Raw genomic sequence first — 22,158 nt, forward strand, 5'->3', positions numbered from 1 at the left:
CGGCGAACATGGCCGAAACTCCATTGAGGGAGACTGTCATGAGCCGAGCTTTTGTAAATGAGGACAACGCCGCCGCCCAGGCTGACCAGCCGGTGGAGCGTCACGTCAGTGATCAGCCCAACCGTGTCACTGCGCAGGGGTTGGCGCAGTTGCAGGCCAAAGTCGCGCAGTTGCAGCACGACTACAGCGTCGAATCCGCCAAAGATGATAAACAGCGCCAGGCCGACCTTGAGCGGGACCTGCGTTACTTCAACCAGCGGGTGCAGAGCGCCCAAGTCGTAGCACCGGCCACTTCCACCGAAAAGGTGCAGATCGGCAGCTGGGTGACCTTCGCCAATGAGCAAGACGTGCAGCAGCGCATTCAGTTGGTCGGTGAAGACCAGGCCGACGCTGCGGCAGGCCTGATCAACTGGGGTTCGCCCCTGGGCCGCGCATTGCTCGGGGCCCAGGTGGGGGACGAGGTGCTGTGGAAGCGCCCCGTCGGCGATCAGTTGATCGAAGTGTTGCGCATCGACCCCGAGGTTTAGACGATGCCCTGGGCCAGCATCGCGTCGGCGACTTTGACGAAACCGGCGATGTTCGCGCCTTTGACGTAGTTGATCCGGCCGTTTTCTTCGCCGTAGTGCACGCAGGCATGGTGGATCGACTGCATGATGTTGTGCAGCTTGCTGTCCACTTCACCGGCCGTCCACAGCAGGCGCATGGCGTTCTGCGACATTTCCAGGCCGCTGACGGCCACGCCACCGGCATTGGAGGCTTTGCCCGGCGCGAACAGGATGCCCGCCTCGATGAACAGATCCACGGCCGCCAGCGTCGTCGGCATGTTGGCGCCTTCGGCTACGCAGATGCAGCCATTGCGCAGCAGGGTGCGCGCCGCATCGGCGTCGAGTTCGTTCTGGGTCGCGCAGGGCAGTGCAATATCGCAGGCCAGTTCCCACGGCGTCTGGCCCTTGCGGAATTCCAGGCCGAAACGCTCGGCCAGCTCACTGATGCGCCCGCGTTGCACGTTTTTCAGTTCCAGCAGCGCCGACCACTGTTCTTCGGTCAAGCCGCTTTCGGCGTACAGCGTGCCTTCGGAGTCGGACAGGGAAATCACTTTGCCACCCAGGTCCATGACCTTGCGCGCCGCGTATTGCGCCACGTTGCCGGAACCGGACACCGCCACGCGCTTGCCTTCAACCCGCAGGCCGTCGCGCTTGAGCATCTCTTCGGCGAAGTACACGCAACCGAAACCGGTGGCTTCCGGACGGATCAGGCTGCCGCCATAGGTCATGCCCTTGCCGGTCAGTACGGAGGTGAACTGGTTGCTCAGGCGCTTGTACTGCCCAAACAGGAAACCGATCTCGCGGGCGCCCACGCCAATATCGCCGGCCGGCACGTCGACGTCGGCGCCGATGTGACGGTACAGCTCGCTCATGAACGACTGGCAGAAACGCATGACTTCGGCGTCGCTCTTGCCCTTGGGGTCGAAGTCCGAACCGCCTTTACCGCCGCCCATGGGCAACGAGGTCAGGGAGTTCTTGAAGGTCTGTTCGAAGGCGAGGAATTTCAGCACGCCCAGGTTCACCGACGGGTGGAAGCGCAGGCCGCCCTTGTACGGGCCGATGGCGCTGTTCATCTGGATGCGGAAACCGCGATTGACCTGGACCTTGCCATGATCATCGACCCACGACACCCGGAAGGTAATCGCGCGTTCCGGCTCGCAGATGCGCTCCAGGATGCCCGAGGTCAGGTAGTGGGGATTGGCTTCGAGAAACGGCCACAGGCTGCGTAGGACTTCTTCTACAGCCTGGTGGAATTCTGGCTGGTCCGGGTCACGTTTCTTGAGTCGGGCAAGGAAGGATTCGACGGATTCGATCATGAAAAGTCTCGGCAAATTGATTGTTTTTAAATGAGATTGAGCCGGACTTTATCAATTCATGTCGCACTGCGACAGGGCAAAATGTCGCTTTTGTGAATTTAAATGGTGCATTAGATATAAATAAGTCAAAAAAACAGGGGCTTTTTGCACCTTAAAAGGGATTACCAACCCAAGCAATGCACCAACAAATAAACCGCCTTCGCAGGCAAGCCAGCTCCCACATTTGACCGAGTACATCCGCAGCGACGCGGTCGAATGTGGGAGCTGGCTTGCCTGCGATGAATGCACCTCGGTCCTACAGAAAAACACAAAAAAAAACGGAGCCCGAAGGCTCCGCTCTTTCACACCACCAACCCGAATCAGGCCAGTTTTTTGTGACGCACGCGGTGCGGCTGGGCAGCGGCTTCGCCCAAGCGCTTCTTACGGTCGGCTTCGTACTCGGTGTAGTTGCCTTCGAAGAACACCGCCTGGGAGTCGTCTTCGTACGCCAGGATGTGCGTCGCGACGCGGTCAAGGAACCACCGATCGTGAGAGATCACAATGGCGGCGCCCGGGAAGTCCAGCAGGGCTTCTTCCAGGGAACGCAGGGTTTCAACGTCAAGGTCGTTGGACGGTTCGTCGAGCAGCAGGACGTTGCCGCCCTCTTTGAGGGTCAGGGCCAGGTGCAAGCGACCGCGCTCACCACCGGACAGGTCCTTGACGAACTTCTGCTGGTCGCCGCCCTTGAAGTTGAAACGGCCGACGTAGGTGCGCGACGGGATTTCATAGTTGCCGATACGGATCTGGTCGGAACCGTCGGAAATCTGCTGGAACACCGTCTTGCTGCCGTCGAGGTCTTCACGGCTCTGGTCCACACAGGCCAGTTGCACGGTTTCGCCGATCTCGATGCTGCCGGAGTCCGGGGTTTCCTTGCCCATCAGCATGCGGAACAGTGTGGATTTACCCGCACCGTTACCACCGATAACGCCGACGATCGCGCCTTTTGGCATGGAGAACGACAGGTTATCGATCAACACGCGGTCGCCATAGCCTTTGGAAACGTTCTTGAACTCGATGACCTTGTCACCCAGGCGCGGGCCGGCCGGGATGTAGATCTCGTTGGTTTCCGAACGCTTCTGGAATTCCTGCGATTGCATTTCTTCGAAGCGTTGCAGACGCGCCTTGGATTTGGACTGGCGGGCTTTGGCGCCTTTGCGCACCCACTCCAGTTCTTCCTTCATGGCTTTTTCGTGGGCCGATTGCTGCTTGGATTCGGCGGCCAGACGGTCGGACTTGGCTTCCAGCCAACCGGAGTAGTTGCCCTCGTAAGGGATACCGGCGCCACGGTCGAGCTCGAGGATCCAGCCGGCAACGTTGTCCAGGAAGTAACGGTCGTGCGTGATCGCAACCACGGTGCCTGGGAAGTCGTGAAGGAAATGTTCCAACCAGGCGACGGAATCGGCGTCCAAGTGGTTGGTGGGTTCGTCGAGCAGCAGCATGTCGGGGGCCGACAGCAGCAGGCGGCACAGGGCCACACGACGCTTCTCGCCACCGGACAGGTGTTCGACCTTGGCGTCCCACGCCGGCAGGCGCAGCGCGTCGGCGGCGACTTCCAGCTGGCGCTCAAGGTTGTGACCGTCGCCAGCCTGCAGGATGGCCTCGAGCTTGGCCTGTTCGGCGGCCAGCTTGTCGAAGTCGGCATCCGGCTCGGCGTAGGCGGCGTAGACCTCGTCCAGGCGCGCCTGGGCGTTCTTGATCACGGCGACGGCTTCTTCAACCACTTCACGCACGGTCTTGGTCGGGTCCAGGATCGGCTCTTGCGGCAGGTAACCGATGTTCAGGTCGGGCATCGGGCGGGCTTCGCCTTCGAACTCGGTGTCGACGCCGGCCATGATTTTCAGCAGTGTGGACTTACCCGAACCGTTGAGGCCGAGCACGCCGATCTTGGCGCCGGGGAAGAAGGACAGCGAAATGTTTTTCAGGATTTCCCGCTTCGGCGGAACTACTTTTCCCAGCCGATGCATGGTGAAGACGTATTGAGCCATGGTAAACCTAGCGTCAGTGACTGATGAATTAATGCGGGCGAAGCCCGTGCCAGGCCATGCGCCGCGCGGGCCGTTGACGGTAATCAATGCCTGCGTGCGGAAAGAGCCTGAATGTCTGGGGCTGGAACGCCCCCGCGTAACCGGCAAAGCTACCTGAATGCGCCTGGCCAGTCCAGCCAAGCGGGACTGGCACTTTGCCACAACTCAAGGCATGCTAGCCGCCCTTCGGCGTCCGGCTTATAGTGCGTGTCGCACGCCAGTCCAGCCAACCCGCAGGATCACAGCTTGTCCAAAGTCACGCCGCCTACTCCCCTACGCGCCGCTCATATAGCGCCGGGAGCGCCCCTGCATGGCACCTTGAAAGGCGCGTTGGCGACGCTCGTCCTTTTGTTGCTCGCGCTTTTGTTCTGGCAACTGCTGGACCAGTTGCAGCAAAACCAGAAAAACCAGCAGCAATACACCATCGACTACAGCGCCGACCTGGCTGAGCAGATCAGCCTGAACATGGCCCTGAGCGCAAAAATCGCCCTGAACCTGCTACCGATGGTCGAGCCGCCGCGCAACAGCGAACAGCAGCAGGCCCTGGTGCATACGTTGCAGCGCTCCCTGCCGGAGTTGCGCAGCATCGCCTTGCTGGCCCCCAGCGGCGCAATGATCAGCGACAGCGCCAGTGACAGCCAGGACGCGGCCTGGCTCGAAGAGCTGGTGCAACGCAGCCATTCCCAGCCTTACTACCTGAGCAACAGCAACGACGGCACGATCATCTATCTGTTGCTGCACCAGCCAACTGGCGGCTCGCGGGTGTATTGGGTGTTGCGCCTGGCGCCCGCCTACCTGGTCAACCTGACTCGCCAGGATGGCCAGGGCCAGCGACCGACGTGGGCCATCGAGAACCGCATCAATCACCGCGTGGTCGGCCGTGACAGCGGCATGCCGGCGCAATGGGCCGTGGCGCTGACCCCGGACGAATTGAATAAAAGTGTACTCATCACCCCCCTGAGCAAAAGCGACTGGCAATTGCGCGGCCTGTTCGACCGCAATGCCGTGCTGGAAGAACTGCTGCCCGCCTTCATCGGCAAGTGCCTGCTCGGCCTCGCGTTCTCGCTGATCCCGGTATTCGTGCTGGTCAACATGCGCCGCCGCCAGCGCCAGGTGCATGAAGGTCGGCGGCGCTACCAGGATATTTTCGAGGGCACCGGCGTGGCCCTGTGCGTGCTGGACCTGTCGGGACTGAACACGTTCTTTGACAAGGCCAGGCTGCAAACCCGCGAACAATTGCACGACTGGCTACAAGGCAACCGCGAACAGCGCCAGCAACTGCTCAGGGAACTGCGCATCACCGAGGTCAACCAGGTCGCAGTGCGCTTGCTCAACGTCGGCTCATGCGATGAAGCCTGGGAACGCCTGATCGATGACTGCCCGCACAACGCCACGGCCATCGGCTACCAGGTGCTGGAAGCGGTGCTGACCCAGCAGAAGCAGTTGGAGCTGGAAATCCACCTCAACGATGTCGCCGGCAATGACCAATACCTGTGGCTGGTGATGCGCCTGCCGGAGCAGCAGGACGACTTCAAGGCGGTGATCCTGAGCATCAGCGACATCACCAGTCGCAAGCTGATCGAGCTGTCACTGGTGGAACGCGAGAGTTTCTGGTCGGACGTGGTCCGCACCGTGCCCGACCACCTGTATGTGCAGGACGTGATCAGCCAGCGCATGATTTTCAGCAACCATCACCTGGGCCACACCCTCGGCTACAACAAAGCCGAACTGCTGCAAATGGGCGAGTATTTCTGGGAAATCCTGCTGCACCCCGAAGACGCCGAGCGCTACCACGACTTGCGCCAACAACAGCGCCAGGCCAGTTATTCGACCCAGTTGCAATGCCAGTTGCGCTTCCGCCACCGCAACAACCAGTGGCGCCGCTTCGAAATTCGCGAGCAGGCCCTGGCGCGGGACAAGGCGGCGCAGGTCACGCGGATCATCGGCGTGGCCAAGGACATCACCGACCAGATCGAAGCCAGTGAATCCCTGCGCGACAGCGAGCAGCGCTACCGCATGCTCGCCGAAAGCATCAGCGACGTGATCTGCTCCACCGACAGCCAACTGGCCCTCAACTACATCAGCCCGTCGGTCAACGCGGTGCTGGGCTACGACGTGGACTGGGTGTTCAAGAACGGCTGGCAGTCGATCATCGCCAACCCGCAGCAACTGACCGGCATCTACAGCCTGGTGGAACAGGTCAGCCGCGCCCTCGGTGATACCGACGCACTGGCCAGGCTGCGCGACGAAGCGCGGACCCAGCTGTTCCTGTTCGATTGCCTGCGCGCCGACGGGCGCAAAGTGCCGATCGAATTGCGCCTGGTGCTGGTGTGGGATGAACACGGCACGTTCGAAGGCATCCTTGGCGTCGGCCGCGACATCAGCCAGCAACGCCGCGCCGAGAAAGACCTGCGCATGGCGGCCACGGTATTCGAACACTCCACCTCGGCGATCCTGATCACCGACCCGGCCGGCTATATCGTCCAGGCCAACGACGCATTCACCCGCGTCAGCGGCTACAGCGTGGCCGACGTGCTCGACCAGTTGCCGAACATGCTCACCGTCGACGAACAGCAAGAAGCCCATCTGCGCTACGTCCTCAAGCAGTTGCACCAGCACAGCACCTGGGAAGGCGAAGTGTGGCTCAAGCGCCGCAACGGCGAGCATTACCCGGCCTGGGTCGGCATTACCGCCGTGTTCGACGACGAAGGCGACCTGGCCAGCTACGTGTGCTTCTTCAGCGACATCAGCGAGCGCAAGGCCAGTGAGCAGCGTATCCACCGCCTGGCCTACTACGACGCCCTGACCCACCTGCCCAACCGCACGCTGTTCCAGGACCGCCTGCACACCGCGTTGCAATCGGCCGAACGGCAGAAGTCGTGGGTCGTGCTGATGTTCCTCGACCTCGACCGCTTCAAGCCGATCAACGATTCCCTGGGCCACGCCGCCGGCGACCGCATGCTCAAGGAAATGGCCACGCGCCTGCTTGGCTGCGTCGCCGAAGACGACACCGTGGCGCGCATGGGTGGCGACGAGTTCACCTTGCTGCTGCAACCGCGCATCAGCCGCGAAATGGCACTGAACCGCGCGATCCACGTGGCCGAACAGATCCTCGCCAGCCTGGTGAAGCCGTTTGTGCTCGAAGGCCGCGAATTCTTCGTCACCGCCAGTATCGGCATTGCCCTCAGCCCGCAGGACGGCAACGAGCTGAGCCAGCTGATGAAAAACGCCGACACGGCGATGTATCACGCCAAGGAACGCGGCAAGAACAACTTCCAGTTCTACCAGGCCGACATGAACGCCAGCGCCCTGGAGCGCCTGGAGCTGGAAAGCGACCTGCGCCATGCCCTGGACCAGAACGAGTTCGTACTCTATTACCAGCCGCAGTTCAGCGGCGACGGCAAGCGCCTGACCGGCGCCGAAGCCTTGCTGCGCTGGCGTCATCCGCGTCGCGGGCTGGTGCCGCCGGGGGACTTCATCCCGGTGCTGGAGGAGTTGGGCCTGGTGGTGGATGTGGGCGACTGGGTGATCAGCGAGGCGTGCCGCCAGCTCAAGACCTGGCACCAGAACAAGGTGCGCGTGCCGAAAGTCTCGGTGAACATCTCGGCGCGGCAGTTCTCCGACGGCCAGTTGGGCGAACGCATCGCCAGCATCCTGGAAGACACCGGCCTGCCGCCGGCGTGCCTGGAACTGGAGCTGACCGAAAGCATCCTGATGCGCGAAGTCAACGAAGCCCTGCACATCCTCGACGGCCTGAAAAACCTGGGCCTGAGCATTGCGGTCGACGACTTCGGCACGGGTTACTCGTCGCTCAACTACCTCAAGCAATTCCCCATCGACGTGCTGAAGATCGACCGCACCTTTGTCGACGGCCTGCCGTCTGGCGAACAGGACGCCCAGATCGCCCGCGCCATTATCGCCATGGCCCACAGCCTGAACCTGGCGGTGATCGCCGAAGGCGTGGAAACCCATGAGCAACTCGACTTCCTGCGTGAGCATGGTTGCGATGAAGTGCAGGGCTACCTGTTTGGACGGCCGATGCCGGCGAGCCGGTTTGAAGCGCAGTTCAGCAATGATGCGCTGTTCATGTTCGACTGAGACTTTGTGGTGAGGCTGCTGGCCTCTTCGCGAGCAAGCCCGCTCCCACATTCGTCCGCATTTCAAAGTTGGAACTCGGTCAAATGTGGGAGCGGGCTTGCTCGCGAAGAGGCCCTCACAGCCACCACCCATCCCCAGATGAGCCCCACTTGTCCGCGACATGACGTCCTTTCATATGCCATCTAAAAGCGGTTGGGTTAGAATGCCCTCCTTTTCTGCCCCCGATCCTTGAGGACCGCCATGTTCAGCCGTGATTTGACTATTGCCAAGTACGACGCCGATCTCTTCGCCGCCATGGAGCAAGAAGCCGTGCGCCAGGAAGAGCACATCGAGCTGATCGCTTCGGAAAACTACACCAGCCCAGCGGTCATGGAGGCTCAGGGTTCGGTTCTGACCAACAAGTACGCCGAAGGCTACCCAGGCAAGCGCTACTACGGCGGTTGCGAGTACGTCGACGTGGTTGAGCAACTGGCCATCGACCGTGCAAAAGAACTGTTCGGCGCCGATTACGCCAACGTCCAGCCGCATGCCGGTTCCCAAGCCAACAGCGCCGTGTACCTGGCCCTGCTGCAAGCGGGCGACACCATCCTGGGCATGAGCCTGGCCCACGGCGGTCACCTGACCCACGGCGCCACTGTTTCTTCCTCCGGCAAGCTGTACAACGCCGTTCAATACGGTATCGATGGCAACGGCCTGATCGACTACGACGAAGTCGAGCGCCTGGCTGTTGAACACAAGCCAAAAATGATCGTGGCCGGTTTCTCTGCCTACTCGCAGATCCTGGACTTCCCACGCTTCCGCGCTATCGCCGACAAGGTTGGCGCCTACCTGTTCGTCGACATGGCCCACGTGGCCGGTCTGGTCGCCGCTGGCGTCTACCCGAACCCGGTGCCTTTCGCTGACGTGGTCACCACCACTACGCACAAGACCCTGCGCGGTCCACGTGGCGGCCTGATCCTGGCTCGCGCCAACGCCGACATCGAGAAGAAGCTGAACTCCGCCGTATTCCCGGGCGCCCAGGGCGGCCCGCTGGAGCACGTGATCGCGGCCAAGGCGATCTGCTTCAAGGAAGCCTTGCAGCCTGAGTTCAAGGTCTACCAGCAACAAGTGGTCAAGAACGCCCAGGCCATGGCCAGCGTGTTCATCGAGCGCGGTTTTGACGTGGTTTCCGGCGGTACTGAAAACCACCTGTTCCTGCTGTCGCTGATCAAGCAGGAAATCTCCGGTAAAGATGCTGACGCTGCCCTGGGCAAAGCCTTCATCACCGTGAACAAAAACTCCGTGCCGAACGACCCACGTTCGCCGTTCGTCACTTCCGGCCTGCGCTTCGGCACCCCGGCTGTGACCACTCGTGGCTTCAAGGAAGCAGAGTGCAAGGAACTGGCCGGCTGGATCTGCGACATCCTGGCTGACCTGAACAACGAAGCCGTGATCGACGCGGTGCGTGAGAAGGTCAAGGCCATCTGCAAGAAGCTGCCGGTGTACGGCGCTTGATTGCAGTTGCTTGAATGAAAAAGCCCGGCTCAAGAGCCGGGCTTTTTTATGGGCAAAATTTGAGTTGAAATGCAATCAATGTGGGAGCGGGCTTGCTCGCGAAAGCAGTGGTTCAGTCAGCACATGTATCCACTGAAAGACCGCTTTCGCGAGCAAGCCCGCTCCCACATTTTTTGATCGTATTTCAATTCAGGATTGGTAAACCCGTGCAAATCCTTCGCGGATTTTGTCTTCCGGTAACTCATCGGCAATAAACACAATCACACTCTCGCGCGCCTCGTCCTCTTCCCACTCCGTGTCCCAATCAAAGCCGTAGAGCTTGAGCACACCCTGGAACACCATGCGCCGGTCTTCACCGGCAATATTCAGCACGCCCTTGTAACGCAACAGCTGCTTACCGTGGTCTTCCAGCAGTTCATTCATGAACTCGCTGAGGCGATCGATATCCAGCGGCTGCTCGGTGCGCAGTACCAGGCTGGAGATACGGTCGATGGACGGCGCCTTGCTGACCGGGCGCAGGCTCATGCCGGCGTTGAGGTTGAAGCCGCGCACATCGAGCAATTCGGCCAGGTCGATGGTGCCGTGATCGACCACCCGAATCGGCGCCCGACGGTTGATGCGGGTCAGGCGCTCGCTGAGGGCGTCAAAGGTGGCGTCATCCACCAGATCGCGCTTGCTCACCAGCAGGCGGTCGGCAAAGCCGATCTGGGCCTGGGCGATGGTCTGGGTCAGGTGGTGCTCGGCGTGGGCCGCGTCCACCAGGGTGATGATGCCGTCGAGGATGTAGCGCTCACGCAGTTCCTCGTCGATGAAAAAGGTCTGTGCCACCGGCGCCGGGTCGGCCAGGCCGGTGGTCTCGATCACCAGGCGGTCGAAGGCAATTTCGCCGCTGTCCAGGCGTTCGAGCAGCAGGTACAGGGCCTTGGTCAGGTCGGTGTGGATGGTGCAGCACACGCAGCCGTTGGACAGGGTCATGACTTGCACCGGCTCATCGCCCAACAGTTGGGTGTCGATACCGGCATCACTGAATTCGTTTTCGATCACGGCGATTTTCAGGCCGTGCTCGGCTTTGAGCAGGTGACGCAGCAAGGTGGTCTTGCCGGCGCCGAGGAAGCCACTGAGGATGGTTACGGGGATGGGAGAGGACAAAGACAGTTCTCCTTATAACTGAAGGAACACAAAACAAATGTGGGAGCGGGCTTGCTCGCGAAAGCAATGTGTCAGCCAGCACATACATCAACTGACAAACCGCTTTCGCGAGCAAGCCCGCTCCCACATGGGATCACCGCCAGCCCGGGCTACCGGGTCAACAGCACTTGGGCCCACCCTTGCCACCGTAACGGGCTTCCTGGCGTTCCCGGAAGAACGCCTTGTAGTCCATCACCGGTTTGTCCGGGTGCTTGGTTTGCATATGCTCGACGTACGTGTCGTAGTCGGGCATGCCGACCATCAGGCGCGCGGCCTGACCGAGGTATTTACCGAGGCGACTGATGTCATTGAACATGGCTGCAATCCTCTATCACGCGTCCGGCAGGGCCTGGAACGGGGCTTCTTTATCCGTACGCTCTTTGTTGCCCCAGGCGGCTACGCCGACCTTGAGCGCATAGAACAGGATGCTGAACACCACGAACAGGAACATCGCCGTCAGCGTTGCGTTGGTGTACGCGTTGTAGATCACGTGCTGCATCTGGTCGATGTTCTTCGCCGGGGCGAGGATCTGGCCATTGGCCAATGCATCGCTGTACTTCTTCGCCAGCGACAGGAAGCCGATCGCCGGGTTGGCGTCGAACAGCTTGATGAAGCCTGCGGTAGTGGTGCAGATCAGCAGCCAGACTGCCGGCAGCATGGTCACCCAGATGTAGCGTTGGCGTTTCATTTTGATCAGCACGACGGTCGCCAGCATCAGCGCGATACCCGCGAGCATCTGGTTGGAGATACCAAACAGCGGCCACAAGGTGTTGATGCCGCCCAGTGGGTCGATCACGCCTTGGTACAGCAGGTAACCCCACATGGCCACGCAACCGGCAGTCGCGATCAGGTTGGCGGTCCACGATTCGGTGCGTTTGAGCGAAGGCACGAAGGAACCGAGCAGGTCCTGCAACATGAAGCGACCGGCACGGGTCCCGGCGTCAACCGCCGTCAGGATGAACAGCGCTTCGAACAGGATCGCGAAGTGATACCAGAACGCCATGGTGTTTTCACCCGGCAGCACACTGTGCAGGATCTGCGCGATACCCACGGCCAGGGTCGGCGCACCACCGGCTCGAGCCAGGATGGTGGTTTCACCGATGTCATGGGCGACGGCTTGCAGCGCCTCCGGGGTAATCGCAAAACCCCAGCTGCTGACGGTTTGCGCAACGGCAACGACATCGGCACCGACCACGGCGGCCGGGCTGTTCATGGCGAAGTACACGCCAGGCTCGATCACCGAAGCCGCAACCATCGCCATGATGGCCACGAACGACTCCATCAACATGCCGCCGTAACCGATGTAGCGGGCGTTGGTTTCGTTATCCAGCAGCTTGGGCGTGGTGCCCGAGGAGATCAGCGCGTGGAAACCCGAGACCGCGCCACAGGCAATGGTGATGAACAGGAACGGGAACAGGCCGCCCTTCCACACCGGGCCGGTGCCGTCGATGAACTGGGTCAGCGCGGGCATTTTCAGCTCTGGCATGGTGACCAGGATGCCGATGGCCAGGGCGATGATGGTGCCGATTTTCAGGAAGGTCGACAGGTAGTCACGCGGCGCCAGGATCAGCCATACCGGCAGTACCGCCGCGACGAAACCGTAGCCGATCAGCATCCAGGTGATTTGAATGCCGGTGAAGGTGAAAGCCTTGGCCCACACCGGGTCAGCGGCAATCTGCCCGCCCAGCCAGATCGAACCCAGCAGCAACAGCACGCCGATGATCGAGATTTCACCAATGCGGCCCGGGCGGATGTAGCGCATGTACACGCCCATGAACATCGCAATCGGGATGGTCGCCATCACCGTGAAGATGCCCCACGGGCTCTCGGCCAGGGCCTTGACCACGATCAGCGCCAGCACCGCAAGGATGATGATCATGATCAGGAAGCAGCCGAACAGCGCGATAGTCCCCGGAATGCGGCCCATCTCTTCGCGGACCATATCCCCCAGGGAACGGCCGTTGCGCCGAGTGGACAGGAACAGGACCATGAAGTCCTGCACCGCGCCGGCCAGTACCACACCGGCAATCAGCCAGAGCGTACCGGGCAGGTAGCCCATTTGTGCCGCCAGCACCGGGCCGACCAAGGGGCCTGCACCGGCAATCGCCGCAAAGTGGTGACCGAAAAGGATATGTTTGTTGGTCGGCACATAGTCCAGACCGTCGTTGTTGATCACTGCGGGGGTGGCCCGCCGTGGATCGAGTTGCATCACGTTATTCGCGATGAACAGGCTGTAGTAGCGGTATGCAACCAGGTAGATGGCCACAGCAGCGACCACAATCCACAAGGCGTTGATCGCCTCGCCGCGGCGCAAGGCCACTACGCCAAGGGCGCACGCTCCTACGATTGCCAGCACCAGCCAGGGTAGGTGGCGTAGCAGGCTATTATTATTTTTCATTTTTATATTCCAGCCAGGGTGGACAGAAAGGACAGCCGCTCCGAGTTTAGCGCTGTTGGCTTTAAAGACCACCCCCCTACGTTGGTCTAGAGCCTTCAGCGGGCAAAAAAAGCAGAAATACCAGCCCAATAATGGCGCAGGGCTACAATCCTTCTATCTCCAGAGGGCTTCACCATGACCGAGCAACCGTCTGACCGCCGCCGTTTCCGCAGGATCGCCTTTGACGCCAAGACTGAACTGCGGCAGAACGGCCGGGAATGGCCAGTGCAATTGGTGGATCTGTCGCTAAAGGGGCTGTTGGTACAACGGCCCGAGGACTGGAAGGGCAACAAAGCGTTGCCGTTCGACGTCGACATACGCCTGGACCCCAAGGCCCATATCAAGATGCAGGTACGACTGGCCCATGATGATCGCGGCCAGTTGGGCTTTGTGTGCAAAGACATCGACCTGGAGTCGATCAGCCACCTGCGGCGGCTGATCGAGTTGAATCTGGGCGACCAGGAAGAGTTGGAGCGGGAGCTGGGGGCGCTGCTGGAGGTGTGAGGGCTCAGGGAAATGCCGTACGTGCCGGGAAGTCGCTTTCCGTGTCCCAGTAACCCGCTTTCTGCGTGGATGCCCCATGCCACTGCCCCCCTACCCAACGGTAGGTCTGGTAGCGCGTGGCAAAATCATCGTCACCGTCGCCGTCCATGAATGACGAGACTTGCAAGAGTTCATCCGCACCGCCGCCAGCAGGCGTCGAAACCTTCCAGGCCGCCTTGCCGGTGCTGGCCAGGATAAGTGGCTTGAGTTTGCCATCCGCGTCCTGGTAGCCCACCGGCTCCAGTTGCTGCTTGGCAGGCAGCAACAATTGCGTGGCCGGGCCGCTGTAGCTGCCCATAGGGGCGGTCTGGTCGACGATCAAAAAATACACGGGCTCCGGCTGCCCGTTGAGCGCGGCTTTCTTGACCTTGGCCAGCGGGTAGCCGAGGTCCTTGTGCGCTATCACCGCGCCGGAGGCCGACACCAACCGCACCTGGGCCTCTCGCAACGGGTTTTCAACCAGATCACCGGGCTCGTCGAACGAATCTTCATCCAGCCCGCTGCCCCAGCTGTCCTTGTGCAATTGGGCGCTGATGCGCTGGTCTTCCAGCACCTGCAAGCTGCTGCCCTCTTGGGTGACCAGCGTTTGTGCCAGCCGATACCCCGCTGGCATGTCGGCCCGCGCCATGGCGGGCAATCCGGCCAAGGTCATGAACAGGGCAAGCGCGCCCCAGCGATTCATTCGTTGCATGACGCCTATCCCTGAGTTATTCAAAAAGTGCATCCAATGCCTGTTCCAGGCGGGTCACCCCAATAATCTGTATCCCCGGTGGCGACTCCTTCGGCGCGTTGCCCTTGGGTACGATCGCACGCTTGAAGCCGTGCTTGGCGGCTTCCTTCAAGCGCTCCTGGCCACTAGGGACGGGCCGCACTTCGCCAGACAGGCCCACCTCACCAAACACCAACAGGTCGTGAGGCAACGGCCGGTTACGCAAACTGGACATCACCGCCGCCATCAACGCCAGGTCAGACGCGGTCTCCAGCACCTTGACCCCGCCCACCACGTTGAGGAACACATCCTGGTCGTGGGTCGGAATGCCGCCGTGCCGGTGCAATACCGCCAGCAGCATGGCCAAGCGGTTCTGATCCAGGCCCAGCGTGACACGCCGGGGGTTGGCCAGATGACTGTCATCCACCAGCGCCTGCACCTCCACCAACATCGGCCGGGTGCCTTCCCACGTCGCCATCACCACACTGCCCGGGACTTCTTCCTGGGCACGGGTCAGAAAAATCGCGGAAGGGTTGGAGACTTCTTTCAGCCCCCGGTCGGTCATGGCAAATACACCCAACTCGTTTACCGCACCGAAGCGGTTCTTCACCGCCCGCAGCAAACGCAGGCGGCCGTCGGATTCCCCCTCGAAATACAACACGGTATCGACCATATGCTCCAACACCCGTGGCCCGGCCAGTGCGCCTTCCTTGGTCACGTGGCCCACCAGGAAGATCGCTGTGCCGCTCTGCTTGGCATAACGCACCAGCAGCGCCGCACTCTCGCGCACCTGGGACACGCCGCCCGGTGCCGATTGCAGTTGCTCGGTGAAAATGGTCTGGATCGAGTCGATCACCATGACCTTGGGCTTTTCGATACGCGCCGTGGCGATGATGCTTTCGATGCAGGTTTCGGTCATCACCCGCAGTTGGTCCTGGGGCAAACCCAGGCGACGGGCGCGCATGGCCACTTGTTGCTGGGATTCTTCGCCGGTGACATACAGCGCCGGCATGCGGCTGGCGATGCTGCACAGGGTTTGCAGCAGGATGGTCGACTTGCCGATGCCGGGATCGCCGCCGATCAACACGACCGAGCCGTCCACCAGGCCGCCGCCGAGCACGCGGTCCAGTTCGCCGGACGCGGTGGAAAAACGCGGGATCTCTTCGACGCTGACTTCGGCCAGGGTCTTGATCTGCGCCTGTTGCCCGGTCCAGCCCGCACGACCGGTGGGGGCTGCCGCGCCGCCGCTTTCGATCATGGTTTCGGTGAGGGTGTTCCACGCACCGCATTCACCGCACTGGCCGGCCCATTTGGGAAAGGTCGCGCCGCACTCCGTGCAGCCGTACATGCGCTTGGCCTTTGCCATATGAGAACCTCCAACCGAAAAACCGCGATGATAGCTCAGCGCGGCGTCGGGGTCCGGATTTCACCGTCGGCCAATCGTGAAGCACTGTTGCCGGCCGGGTCTTCAGCGTTGAGGTCGGCGCCCTTGGCTTTGAGCGCGTCCAGCAACTCGATGCGCTTGAACAGCCCGGCGTACATCGCCGCCGTCTGCCCGGCGCCGTTGCGTTGGTCGGGGTTGCAGTCGGTGGCCAGCAGACGCTGGGCGATTTTCAGTTCGCCCTTGAAGATCGCGCCCATCAGCGCAGTGTTGCCGCGGTTGTCCTGCACGCAGGCGTCGGCGCCGGCCTCGAGCAGGCGCTCCACAAACGGTGCCTGGCCGTGATAGGCGGCGAGGATCAGCGCGGTGTAGCCCTTGTCGTCCCGGGTGTTGAGGCTGTAGCCGGAGTCGATAAACGTGTTGAGCATGTCGAGGTCGCCACGGCGGGCGGCGTCGAAATAGTAGTCCTGCAACTGCGCCTTGAGCGCCGCCGGGTCAGGGGACTCGGCCTGGGCGACAAAGGCCAGCATGGCCATCAGCAGGCCGATAGAAATACGCATGGGTGTTCTCCTTCCAAAGGTCGACGCCCGCTCACGGGCGCCGACCACAACCAACGGATCAGTCAGTCAGTTTTTCTGCCAGCGCCTTCACGCGCGCCAAGTCACCCTTGGCGACCTTGGCCACGCCGGTGCCGTACTCCGGATCAGCCTTGTAGAGGAACGACAGGATGATGTGCTTGCTCTCGTCATCGGTGGTGGCCAGGGAGCCGCCGAAGTTGTCGATCAAGTCCTGACGCTCTTTCTTGCTGTAGGAACGGTACAAATCGCCGGCCTGCTTGAAGTTCTGCTCACGCTGGATCTTCGCCTGCTGGGTGCTGCCCACCAGCGCCGACTGGCTGTAGCGCGCGGTTTGCGGCTCTTGCCGCGGCTCGAGGCGGCTTGGCTGATAGTTCACGCCGCTGCTGGTCTTGCCAAGGTTCATCGCCCCATCCTGGTTACCGTTGTTGACGGCCACCCGTGGCGCGTTGATCGGCAGTTGCAGGGCATTGGCGCCCAGGCGGTACATTTGGGTGTCGGCGTAGGAGAACACCCGGCCTTGCAGCAGGCGGTCTTCCGACGGTTCGATGCCAGGCACCAGGTTGGCCGGGGCCATGGCCACTTGCTCGGTCTCCTGGAAGACGTTGGCCGGGTTGCGGTTCAACACCATTTGCCCGACTTTGCGCTCAGGCACGTTCGGCCAGATCTTGGTGGCATCCAACGGGTCAAAGTCGAACTTGGCCAGGTCTTCAGGCTTGAGCACCTGCACGTACAGGTCCCACTTGGGGAAATCGCCCTTGTTGATGTGGGTGACCAGGTCGTTGGTCATGTGGCTGTAGTCACGGCCCTGCACTTCGCTGACCTGCTTGGGATCGAGGTTCTTGATGCCTTGCAGGCTCTTCCAGTGGAACTTGACGTAGTGCACTTCACCCTTGGCGTTGATCAGCTTGTAGGCGTGCACACCGTTGCCGTCCATTTCGCGGTAGCTGGCTGGCGTACCGGAGTCGGAATACAGCTCGGTCAGCGTACGAGTCGCCTCCGGCACATGGGAGAAGAAGTCAAAGCGACGCGAATCGTCATCCAGGTTGGTACGCGGGTCCGGCTTGAAGGCGTGAACCATGTCCGGGAATTTGATGGCGTCGCGGATGAAGAACGTCGGGAAGTTGTTGCCTACCAGGTCCCAGTTGCCGTCAGCGGTGTAGAACTTGGTGGCAAAGCCGCGTGGGTCACGCAGGGTTTCCGGGGAGTGGTTGCCATGGACCACGGCGGAGAAGCGCACGAACACCGGGGTGGCTTCGCCGGCGGCGAACACCTTGGCCTTGGTCAGGTCGCTGAGGCTGTCAGTGACGGTAAAGGTGCCGTGGGCGCCAGTGCCACGCGCGTGTACGACGCGCTCGGGGATACGTTCGCGGTCGAAGCGCTGCAGTTTTTGAATCAGTTGCACGTCCTGAAGCAGCACCGGGCCATTGGCGCCGGCGGTTTGCGAGTTCTGGTTATCGCCCACGGCAGCACCGTTGTCGCGGGTCAGGTTGGCGGCGTGTACAGACAGGGAAAGCAAGCTGGCGGTCACCAGTACCAGCGCGGATCGCGCTGCAACAGGCCCGCGGTTCATTGGGTTCTTCATCGAGGTTTCCTCTGGTTTTTTTAGTGCACATTCAGTTGTGCTTGCCAGAGGCTAGTGACCCGCGAGTCAGAAGATAAATAGAAAAGCCGTAACAACCCGATTGATAAAATAATCTGGTAAGCCACTGATTTGGCGCGTATTTCGCGCGCGACTGGTGGCACTTTGCAAACTATTTGCGTTTTAATGTGTCGATAAAAACTAACAGTGTTAACGGTTGTTTCAGGCAAGCCCTCTACGACTGACTTACACTGACCTCCACCCTCCTCATCTGTAACAAGGAATAACCTATGGGCGTGATCAGTGAGTTCAAGGCCTTCGCGGTCAAAGGTAATGTGGTCGACATGGCCGTCGGTATTATCATCGGCGCTGCCTTCGGCAAAATTGTTTCCTCGTTTGTAGGCGACGTGGTGATGCCTCCCATCGGTCTGTTGATCGGCGGCGTGGACTTCGGTGACTTGGCGATAACGCTCAAGGCCGCACAAGGCGATGTACCAGCCGTGGTGTTGGCGTACGGCAAGTTCATCCAGAGCGTGATCGACTTCGTGATCGTCGCGTTCGCGATCTTCATGGGCGTAAAGGCCATCAACCGCCTCAAGCGCGAAGAAGCCGTGGCCCCAAGCCTGCCGCCGACGCCGACCAAGGAGGAAGTGTTGCTGGGTGAGATCCGTGACCTGCTCAAGGCACAGAACGACAAGCCGCTTTAACAAAAAGCAGGCATGAAAAAGGCGCCTGCTTGAGGCGCCTTTTTTATTACCAGTAGTTTTCCACCGCCACCTGGCCTGGGCGTCGGCTCAGGCTCAGTTGCATGTCACGCTGTTTAAGCAACTGACGGGTGTCATCGACCATCTGCGGGTTGCCGCAAATCAGCACGCGGGAGTGCTCCGGCGTGAGTTCGACACCAGCGGCACGCTCCAACTCGCCATTCTCGATCAATGTGGTGATGCGCCCGTTCAACGCCCCCGGATGCTGCTCGCGGGTGACGATAGGGATGTAGGTGAGTTTGTGCGCGTACTCGGCCAGGTATTCACGCTCACCCAAGTCCTTGATCAGCGACTGGTAGGCCAGCTCCCGGGCTTCGCGAGCGCTGTAGACCAGGACGATGCGTTCAAATTTCTCCCAGACCTCAAAGTCCTGCAGGATCGACAGAAACGGCGCCACCCCGGTGCCGGTGCCCAGCAGCCACAGGTCACGCCCGTCGACAAAACGGTTGAGGGTCAGGAACCCCGTGGCCTGGCGCTCCACCATCAAGGTGTCGCCGACCTGCAAGCGGCTCAGCTCGCTGGTGAACTCACCGCCGGGCACCACGATGGAAAAAAAGTCCAGATGCTCGTCAAACGGCGATGACACGATGGAATAAGCGCGCCACACGGTGCTGCCATCGGCCTTGGTCACGCCCAGGCGCACGAACTGGCCGGCGGTAAAACGAAAGCCTGGGTCACGCGTGGTGCGCAGGGTGAAGAGGCTGGGGGTCAGCGATTGCACGTCGAGCAACGTCTGCCGGGTAAATTTCTCAGCACTGGCCGTCATGGGGAACTCCGTTTTGCACAGGCCCCTAGTGTCCCTCAAAGCCAGGCGCGCAAACACCGTTGTTTTGTACTGGCATTACCGCGCTCCAAAGCGGCTGCGACTAAAAACAGGATCAGACTGTTAATTTGGCGATACAACCGGGGGGAAATCACACCCACTAGTTTGGACTAACTATTTGGCTATTAACACTAGCCCGCCAACACACCAGATCAAGCTACCCCTCTAAGCAGCTATCAAATTGATACTACCCTCAAACCCTTAAATACAATAAAGATGCCCAGACAAACCGAATTACTTATACAAAATGCCAGGCAATGTACAGACCAACAAGGCGTAAAAACACGATTCATATAACGTTTTTTTTGCTTTATTACGTAAGTCATGTCCTACACTAGTTTTCGTGCAGCAATGGGATCAGGACGTACCCAGGCCACGTAGAACCCCATGGAGATTTACCAATGGTGAACTGGCGAAATACTCGGCTCCCCAAACTGGAAGATAAAAGCGAGATCGAAACTGTCTTTGACATGGTCACCCACCATATCCATGAACTCGGCTTCCAATACTGCTCCTTTACGATGAGCTCTCAACTATCCAGCAACGACACCAAACCGATTCACATCAACAACTATCCAAATGAATGGAGCGCACTTTATCAACAAGCGCACTTCTTCGAAGTAGACCCGATAGTTGCGCACTGCAAACGCTGTGTACTTCCCATTGTCTGGGAGGAGAAGGCCTTCAACGCGACACCCGGCTTATGGTCGCTGGCCCAATCCCTCGGCGTGCATCAAGCATGGACCCAACCCGTGCACGACTTCCAGGGCATCTACAGCATGTTGACGTTGGGGCGCAGCAGCGGCGAGGTCAGCCCGCAAGAGTTGTATGAAAAGGCCGGCAACGTATTGTGGCTCTGCCATGCGATGCACGCGGTCGTTGCAAAGCAATACGCAGACAGGTCCGGCTTCAACGCTCCTACCACACTGACGTCGCGAGAAACGGAGATTCTCAAATGGTCAGGGATGGGCAAGACCGCGGAAGAAATCGCCAGCATTATCTCGATTTCGCCGCGTACGGTGGGCTTTCACATCAGCAGCGCACTCAAGAAGCTTGGCGTTACCAACAAGATCGCCGCCGTTCTTTGTGCGTCCAGGGCAGGGCTTTTCTAGCTGACGTAGAAACACCGCATGTAATCGCAGCGAAAAAAACGTAACATTTACGGCCAATTCTGAGTGATGAAGCAGCCCCCGGGTGTGGCTTCGTCGTTCACTCAGACGGTTTGGCCGATGCCCGCCGAACACCCATCGATGACCCAGAGCCTCCCCCGCCATGCCCCTGCTCGAAAGCCCCTTCGCCCAGCTCGATCTGATCCGCCAGCCAGAGCAACACAACGATCCGCTGCAAGCCTTCGACGCCGCCGACGAGTACCTGCTCAGCCATCTGGCGCAGCAACAACCAGACGCGGCCACCCGCGTACTGGTACTCAACGACAGCTTCGGCGCCCTGGCCGCCAGCCTTGTTGGCCAGGTGCAGGTGACGTCCAGCGGCGACTCGTTTCTCGCGGCCCAGGGCCTTGAGAAAAACCTGGTGCGCAACGGCCAGGCCTTCGATGCGGTGACCTTCATTCCGGCCAGCCAAACGCCAGGCGGGCCTTTCGACCGCGTACTGATCCGCGTGCCCAAGACCCTGGCGCTGCTGGAAGAACAACTGATCCGCCTGCAAGGCCAACTCGCACCGGGCGCCGAAGTGATCGCCGGGGCCATGATCAAGCACCTGCCGCGGGCAGCCGGGGAGTTGCTGGAGCGCTACATCGGCCCGATGCACGCCTCGCTCGCGGTCAAAAAGGCTCGCCTGTTGATCGCCACCGTTGAAGAGCGCCCCGCAGCGGTCTCGCCCTACCCAACCCGCTACACGCTGGATACCCCGGCTATCGAACTGCTCAACCACGCCAACGTGTTCTGCCGCGAAGGCCTGGACATCGGCACCCGCGCCTTCCTCCCGCACCTACCGAAAAACCTCGGCAACGCCCGCGTGGCCGACCTCGGCTGCGGCAATGGCGTGCTGGCGATTGCCAGCGCCCTGCAAAACCCCGAGGCGCAGTACACCCTGCTGGATGAGTCCTACATGGCCGTGCAATCGGCGCAGGAAAACTGGCACGCCGCCCTCGGCCAACGCGACGTGAACGTGCGCGCCGCCGATGGCCTGGCCGGCCAGGAGCCTGATTCGCTGGACGTGGTGCTGTGCAACCCGCCCTTCCACCAGCAGCAGGTGGTCGGCGACTTCCTCGCCTGGCGCATGTTCCAGCAGGCGCGCGAAGCGTTGGTGGTCGGTGGCGCCCTCTATATAGTCGGCAACCGTCATTTGGGTTATCACAGCAAATTGGCGCGGCTGTTCCGTGGTGTCGAACAAGTGGCCGCCACGCCGAAATTCGTCATCCTCAAAGCGCGCAAATAAAAAAACCCTGCTTCTCTCGCGAAAAGCAGGGTTGAAAAGCCGGGCGGTCAAGCCCGGTTGGGATGTCAGTGGGTGGTCAGGCCGGCCGCATTCATGAACATGCGCATCAGGCTGGCCACGACAAACAGGGCCAGCACGCTGCCGGTCCAGATCATCGCCAACCACCCCAGGCGCCGCCACAACGGCTGCTTCTCGGCCTGCTCAATCTCGTGCAACGAAGGTTTGCCGGACATGAAACGAGCC

General features: G+C 60.7%; 18 protein-coding genes. 7 read left to right on the top strand and 11 right to left on the bottom strand.

Annotated elements, in window-relative coordinates:
• Positions 1-38 precede the first annotated feature (38 nt).
• Positions 39-527: a GreA/GreB family elongation factor gene (locus PSH81_RS23280; RefSeq protein ID WP_192298963.1), complete on the top strand. Its 489-nt coding sequence runs from the start codon at positions 39-41 to the stop codon at positions 525-527.
• Here PSH81_RS23280 and gdhA read toward each other — a convergent pair.
• Both gdhA and ettA read right to left on the bottom strand, forming a co-directional pair.
• Positions 524-1,861, bottom strand: coding sequence for an NADP-specific glutamate dehydrogenase (gene gdhA / locus PSH81_RS23285; protein ID WP_226455761.1), 1,338 nt, complete (start codon positions 1,859-1,861; stop codon positions 524-526). The genes PSH81_RS23280 and gdhA overlap by 4 nt on opposite strands.
• 359 nt (positions 1,862-2,220) lie before the next feature.
• The gene (gene ettA, locus PSH81_RS23290) at positions 2,221-3,885 is read right to left on the bottom strand and encodes an energy-dependent translational throttle protein EttA (protein ID WP_226455762.1); all 1,665 of its coding nucleotides are present in this window, start codon (positions 3,883-3,885) and stop codon (positions 2,221-2,223) included.
• A 285-nt stretch (positions 3,886-4,170) separates the two neighbouring features.
• Between ettA and PSH81_RS23295 the strand changes: the two genes are divergently transcribed.
• Both PSH81_RS23295 and glyA read left to right on the top strand, forming a co-directional pair.
• Positions 4,171-8,022 carry a bifunctional diguanylate cyclase/phosphodiesterase gene (locus tag PSH81_RS23295; RefSeq protein ID WP_226455763.1) on the top strand — a complete coding sequence of 1,284 codons (3,852 nt, stop codon included), beginning with the start codon at positions 4,171-4,173 and terminating at the stop codon, positions 8,020-8,022.
• A gap of 240 nt (positions 8,023-8,262) precedes the next feature.
• The gene (glyA, locus tag PSH81_RS23300; protein WP_305391559.1) at positions 8,263-9,516 is read left to right on the top strand and encodes a serine hydroxymethyltransferase; all 1,254 of its coding nucleotides are present in this window, start codon (positions 8,263-8,265) and stop codon (positions 9,514-9,516) included.
• Between the two features lie 189 nt (positions 9,517-9,705).
• On the opposite strand, the gene yjiA is transcribed toward glyA, so the two are convergent.
• From yjiA to PSH81_RS23315, 3 genes are all read right to left on the bottom strand, one after another.
• Positions 9,706-10,665 carry a GTPase gene (yjiA, locus tag PSH81_RS23305; RefSeq protein WP_305391560.1) on the bottom strand — a complete coding sequence of 320 codons (960 nt, stop codon included), beginning with the start codon at positions 10,663-10,665 and terminating at the stop codon, positions 9,706-9,708.
• Positions 10,666-10,822: 157 nt separating this feature from the next.
• The gene (locus tag PSH81_RS23310) at positions 10,823-11,020 is read right to left on the bottom strand and encodes a YbdD/YjiX family protein (protein WP_003194308.1); all 198 of its coding nucleotides are present in this window, start codon (positions 11,018-11,020) and stop codon (positions 10,823-10,825) included.
• A gap of 15 nt (positions 11,021-11,035) precedes the next feature.
• Positions 11,036-13,102 carry a carbon starvation CstA family protein gene (locus tag PSH81_RS23315; protein ID WP_226455765.1) on the bottom strand — a complete coding sequence of 689 codons (2,067 nt, stop codon included), beginning with the start codon at positions 13,100-13,102 and terminating at the stop codon, positions 11,036-11,038.
• A 174-nt stretch (positions 13,103-13,276) separates the two neighbouring features.
• Between PSH81_RS23315 and PSH81_RS23320 the strand changes: the two genes are divergently transcribed.
• Positions 13,277-13,645, top strand: coding sequence for a PilZ domain-containing protein (locus tag PSH81_RS23320; protein ID WP_226455766.1), 369 nt, complete (start codon positions 13,277-13,279; stop codon positions 13,643-13,645).
• A 4-nt stretch (positions 13,646-13,649) separates the two neighbouring features.
• On the opposite strand, the gene PSH81_RS23325 is transcribed toward PSH81_RS23320, so the two are convergent.
• From PSH81_RS23325 to katB, 4 genes are read right to left on the bottom strand one after another with little or no spacing between them, the layout of a single operon-like run.
• Positions 13,650-14,375 (bottom strand): hypothetical protein, encoded by a 726-nt coding sequence (locus tag PSH81_RS23325; protein WP_305391561.1) that lies wholly within the window; start codon positions 14,373-14,375, stop codon positions 13,650-13,652.
• Between the two features lie 16 nt (positions 14,376-14,391).
• Entirely contained in the window at positions 14,392-15,759 is a 1,368-nt protein-coding gene (gene radA / locus PSH81_RS23330; RefSeq protein WP_017737417.1) for a DNA repair protein RadA, read from the bottom strand.
• 35 nt (positions 15,760-15,794) lie between these two features.
• Entirely contained in the window at positions 15,795-16,334 is a 540-nt protein-coding gene (locus PSH81_RS23335; protein WP_226455768.1) for an ankyrin repeat domain-containing protein, read from the bottom strand.
• 58 nt (positions 16,335-16,392) lie between these two features.
• Positions 16,393-17,934 (bottom strand): catalase KatB, encoded by a 1,542-nt coding sequence (katB, locus tag PSH81_RS23340; protein WP_192298973.1) that lies wholly within the window; start codon positions 17,932-17,934, stop codon positions 16,393-16,395.
• Between the two features lie 287 nt (positions 17,935-18,221).
• Here katB and mscL point away from each other — a divergent pair, with 287 nt between their 5' ends.
• Positions 18,222-18,638, top strand: a complete 417-nt coding sequence (gene mscL / locus PSH81_RS23345; RefSeq protein WP_017737414.1) for a large-conductance mechanosensitive channel protein MscL — start codon at positions 18,222-18,224, stop codon at positions 18,636-18,638.
• A gap of 46 nt (positions 18,639-18,684) precedes the next feature.
• On the opposite strand, the gene PSH81_RS23350 is transcribed toward mscL, so the two are convergent.
• Positions 18,685-19,461, bottom strand: coding sequence for a ferredoxin--NADP reductase (locus PSH81_RS23350; RefSeq protein ID WP_192298974.1), 777 nt, complete (start codon positions 19,459-19,461; stop codon positions 18,685-18,687).
• Between the two features lie 458 nt (positions 19,462-19,919).
• Here PSH81_RS23350 and PSH81_RS23355 point away from each other — a divergent pair, with 458 nt between their 5' ends.
• Complete coding sequence (locus PSH81_RS23355) at positions 19,920-20,630, top strand: LuxR family transcriptional regulator (RefSeq protein WP_305391562.1); 711 nt, start codon at positions 19,920-19,922, stop codon at positions 20,628-20,630.
• 160 nt (positions 20,631-20,790) lie between these two features.
• The gene (locus PSH81_RS23360) at positions 20,791-21,915 is read left to right on the top strand and encodes a class I SAM-dependent methyltransferase (RefSeq protein ID WP_192298976.1); all 1,125 of its coding nucleotides are present in this window, start codon (positions 20,791-20,793) and stop codon (positions 21,913-21,915) included.
• A 65-nt stretch (positions 21,916-21,980) separates the two neighbouring features.
• Here the strand turns inward: PSH81_RS23360 and PSH81_RS23365 are convergent, their stop codons facing one another.
• Positions 21,981-22,148: a DUF2474 domain-containing protein gene (locus PSH81_RS23365; RefSeq protein ID WP_010206690.1), complete on the bottom strand. Its 168-nt coding sequence runs from the start codon at positions 22,146-22,148 to the stop codon at positions 21,981-21,983.
• Positions 22,149-22,158 lie beyond the last annotated feature (10 nt).

This window comes from Pseudomonas sp. FP2335, assembly GCF_030687535.1.
Classification (GTDB): domain Bacteria; phylum Pseudomonadota; class Gammaproteobacteria; order Pseudomonadales; family Pseudomonadaceae; genus Aquipseudomonas.

Coding starts and splice junctions, on each gene's coding strand:
- PSH81_RS23280 (WP_192298963.1), top strand. CDS start 39: ATGAGCCGAGCTTTTGTAAATGAGGACAACGCCGCCGCCCAGGCTGAC.
- gdhA (WP_226455761.1), bottom strand. CDS start 1,861: ATGATCGAATCCGTCGAATCCTTCCTTGCCCGACTCAAGAAACGTGAC.
- ettA (WP_226455762.1), bottom strand. CDS start 3,885: ATGGCTCAATACGTCTTCACCATGCATCGGCTGGGAAAAGTAGTTCCG.
- glyA (WP_305391559.1), top strand. CDS start 8,263: ATGTTCAGCCGTGATTTGACTATTGCCAAGTACGACGCCGATCTCTTC.
- PSH81_RS23310 (WP_003194308.1), bottom strand. CDS start 11,020: ATGTTCAATGACATCAGTCGCCTCGGTAAATACCTCGGTCAGGCCGCG.
- PSH81_RS23315 (WP_226455765.1), bottom strand. CDS start 13,102: ATGAAAAATAATAATAGCCTGCTACGCCACCTACCCTGGCTGGTGCTG.
- PSH81_RS23320 (WP_226455766.1), top strand. CDS start 13,277: ATGACCGAGCAACCGTCTGACCGCCGCCGTTTCCGCAGGATCGCCTTT.
- PSH81_RS23325 (WP_305391561.1), bottom strand. CDS start 14,375: ATGCAACGAATGAATCGCTGGGGCGCGCTTGCCCTGTTCATGACCTTG.
- radA (WP_017737417.1), bottom strand. CDS start 15,759: ATGGCAAAGGCCAAGCGCATGTACGGCTGCACGGAGTGCGGCGCGACC.
- PSH81_RS23335 (WP_226455768.1), bottom strand. CDS start 16,334: ATGCGTATTTCTATCGGCCTGCTGATGGCCATGCTGGCCTTTGTCGCC.
- katB (WP_192298973.1), bottom strand. CDS start 17,934: ATGAAGAACCCAATGAACCGCGGGCCTGTTGCAGCGCGATCCGCGCTG.
- mscL (WP_017737414.1), top strand. CDS start 18,222: ATGGGCGTGATCAGTGAGTTCAAGGCCTTCGCGGTCAAAGGTAATGTG.
- PSH81_RS23350 (WP_192298974.1), bottom strand. CDS start 19,461: ATGACGGCCAGTGCTGAGAAATTTACCCGGCAGACGTTGCTCGACGTG.
- PSH81_RS23355 (WP_305391562.1), top strand. CDS start 19,920: ATGGTGAACTGGCGAAATACTCGGCTCCCCAAACTGGAAGATAAAAGC.
- PSH81_RS23360 (WP_192298976.1), top strand. CDS start 20,791: ATGCCCCTGCTCGAAAGCCCCTTCGCCCAGCTCGATCTGATCCGCCAG.
- PSH81_RS23365 (WP_010206690.1), bottom strand. CDS start 22,148: ATGTCCGGCAAACCTTCGTTGCACGAGATTGAGCAGGCCGAGAAGCAG.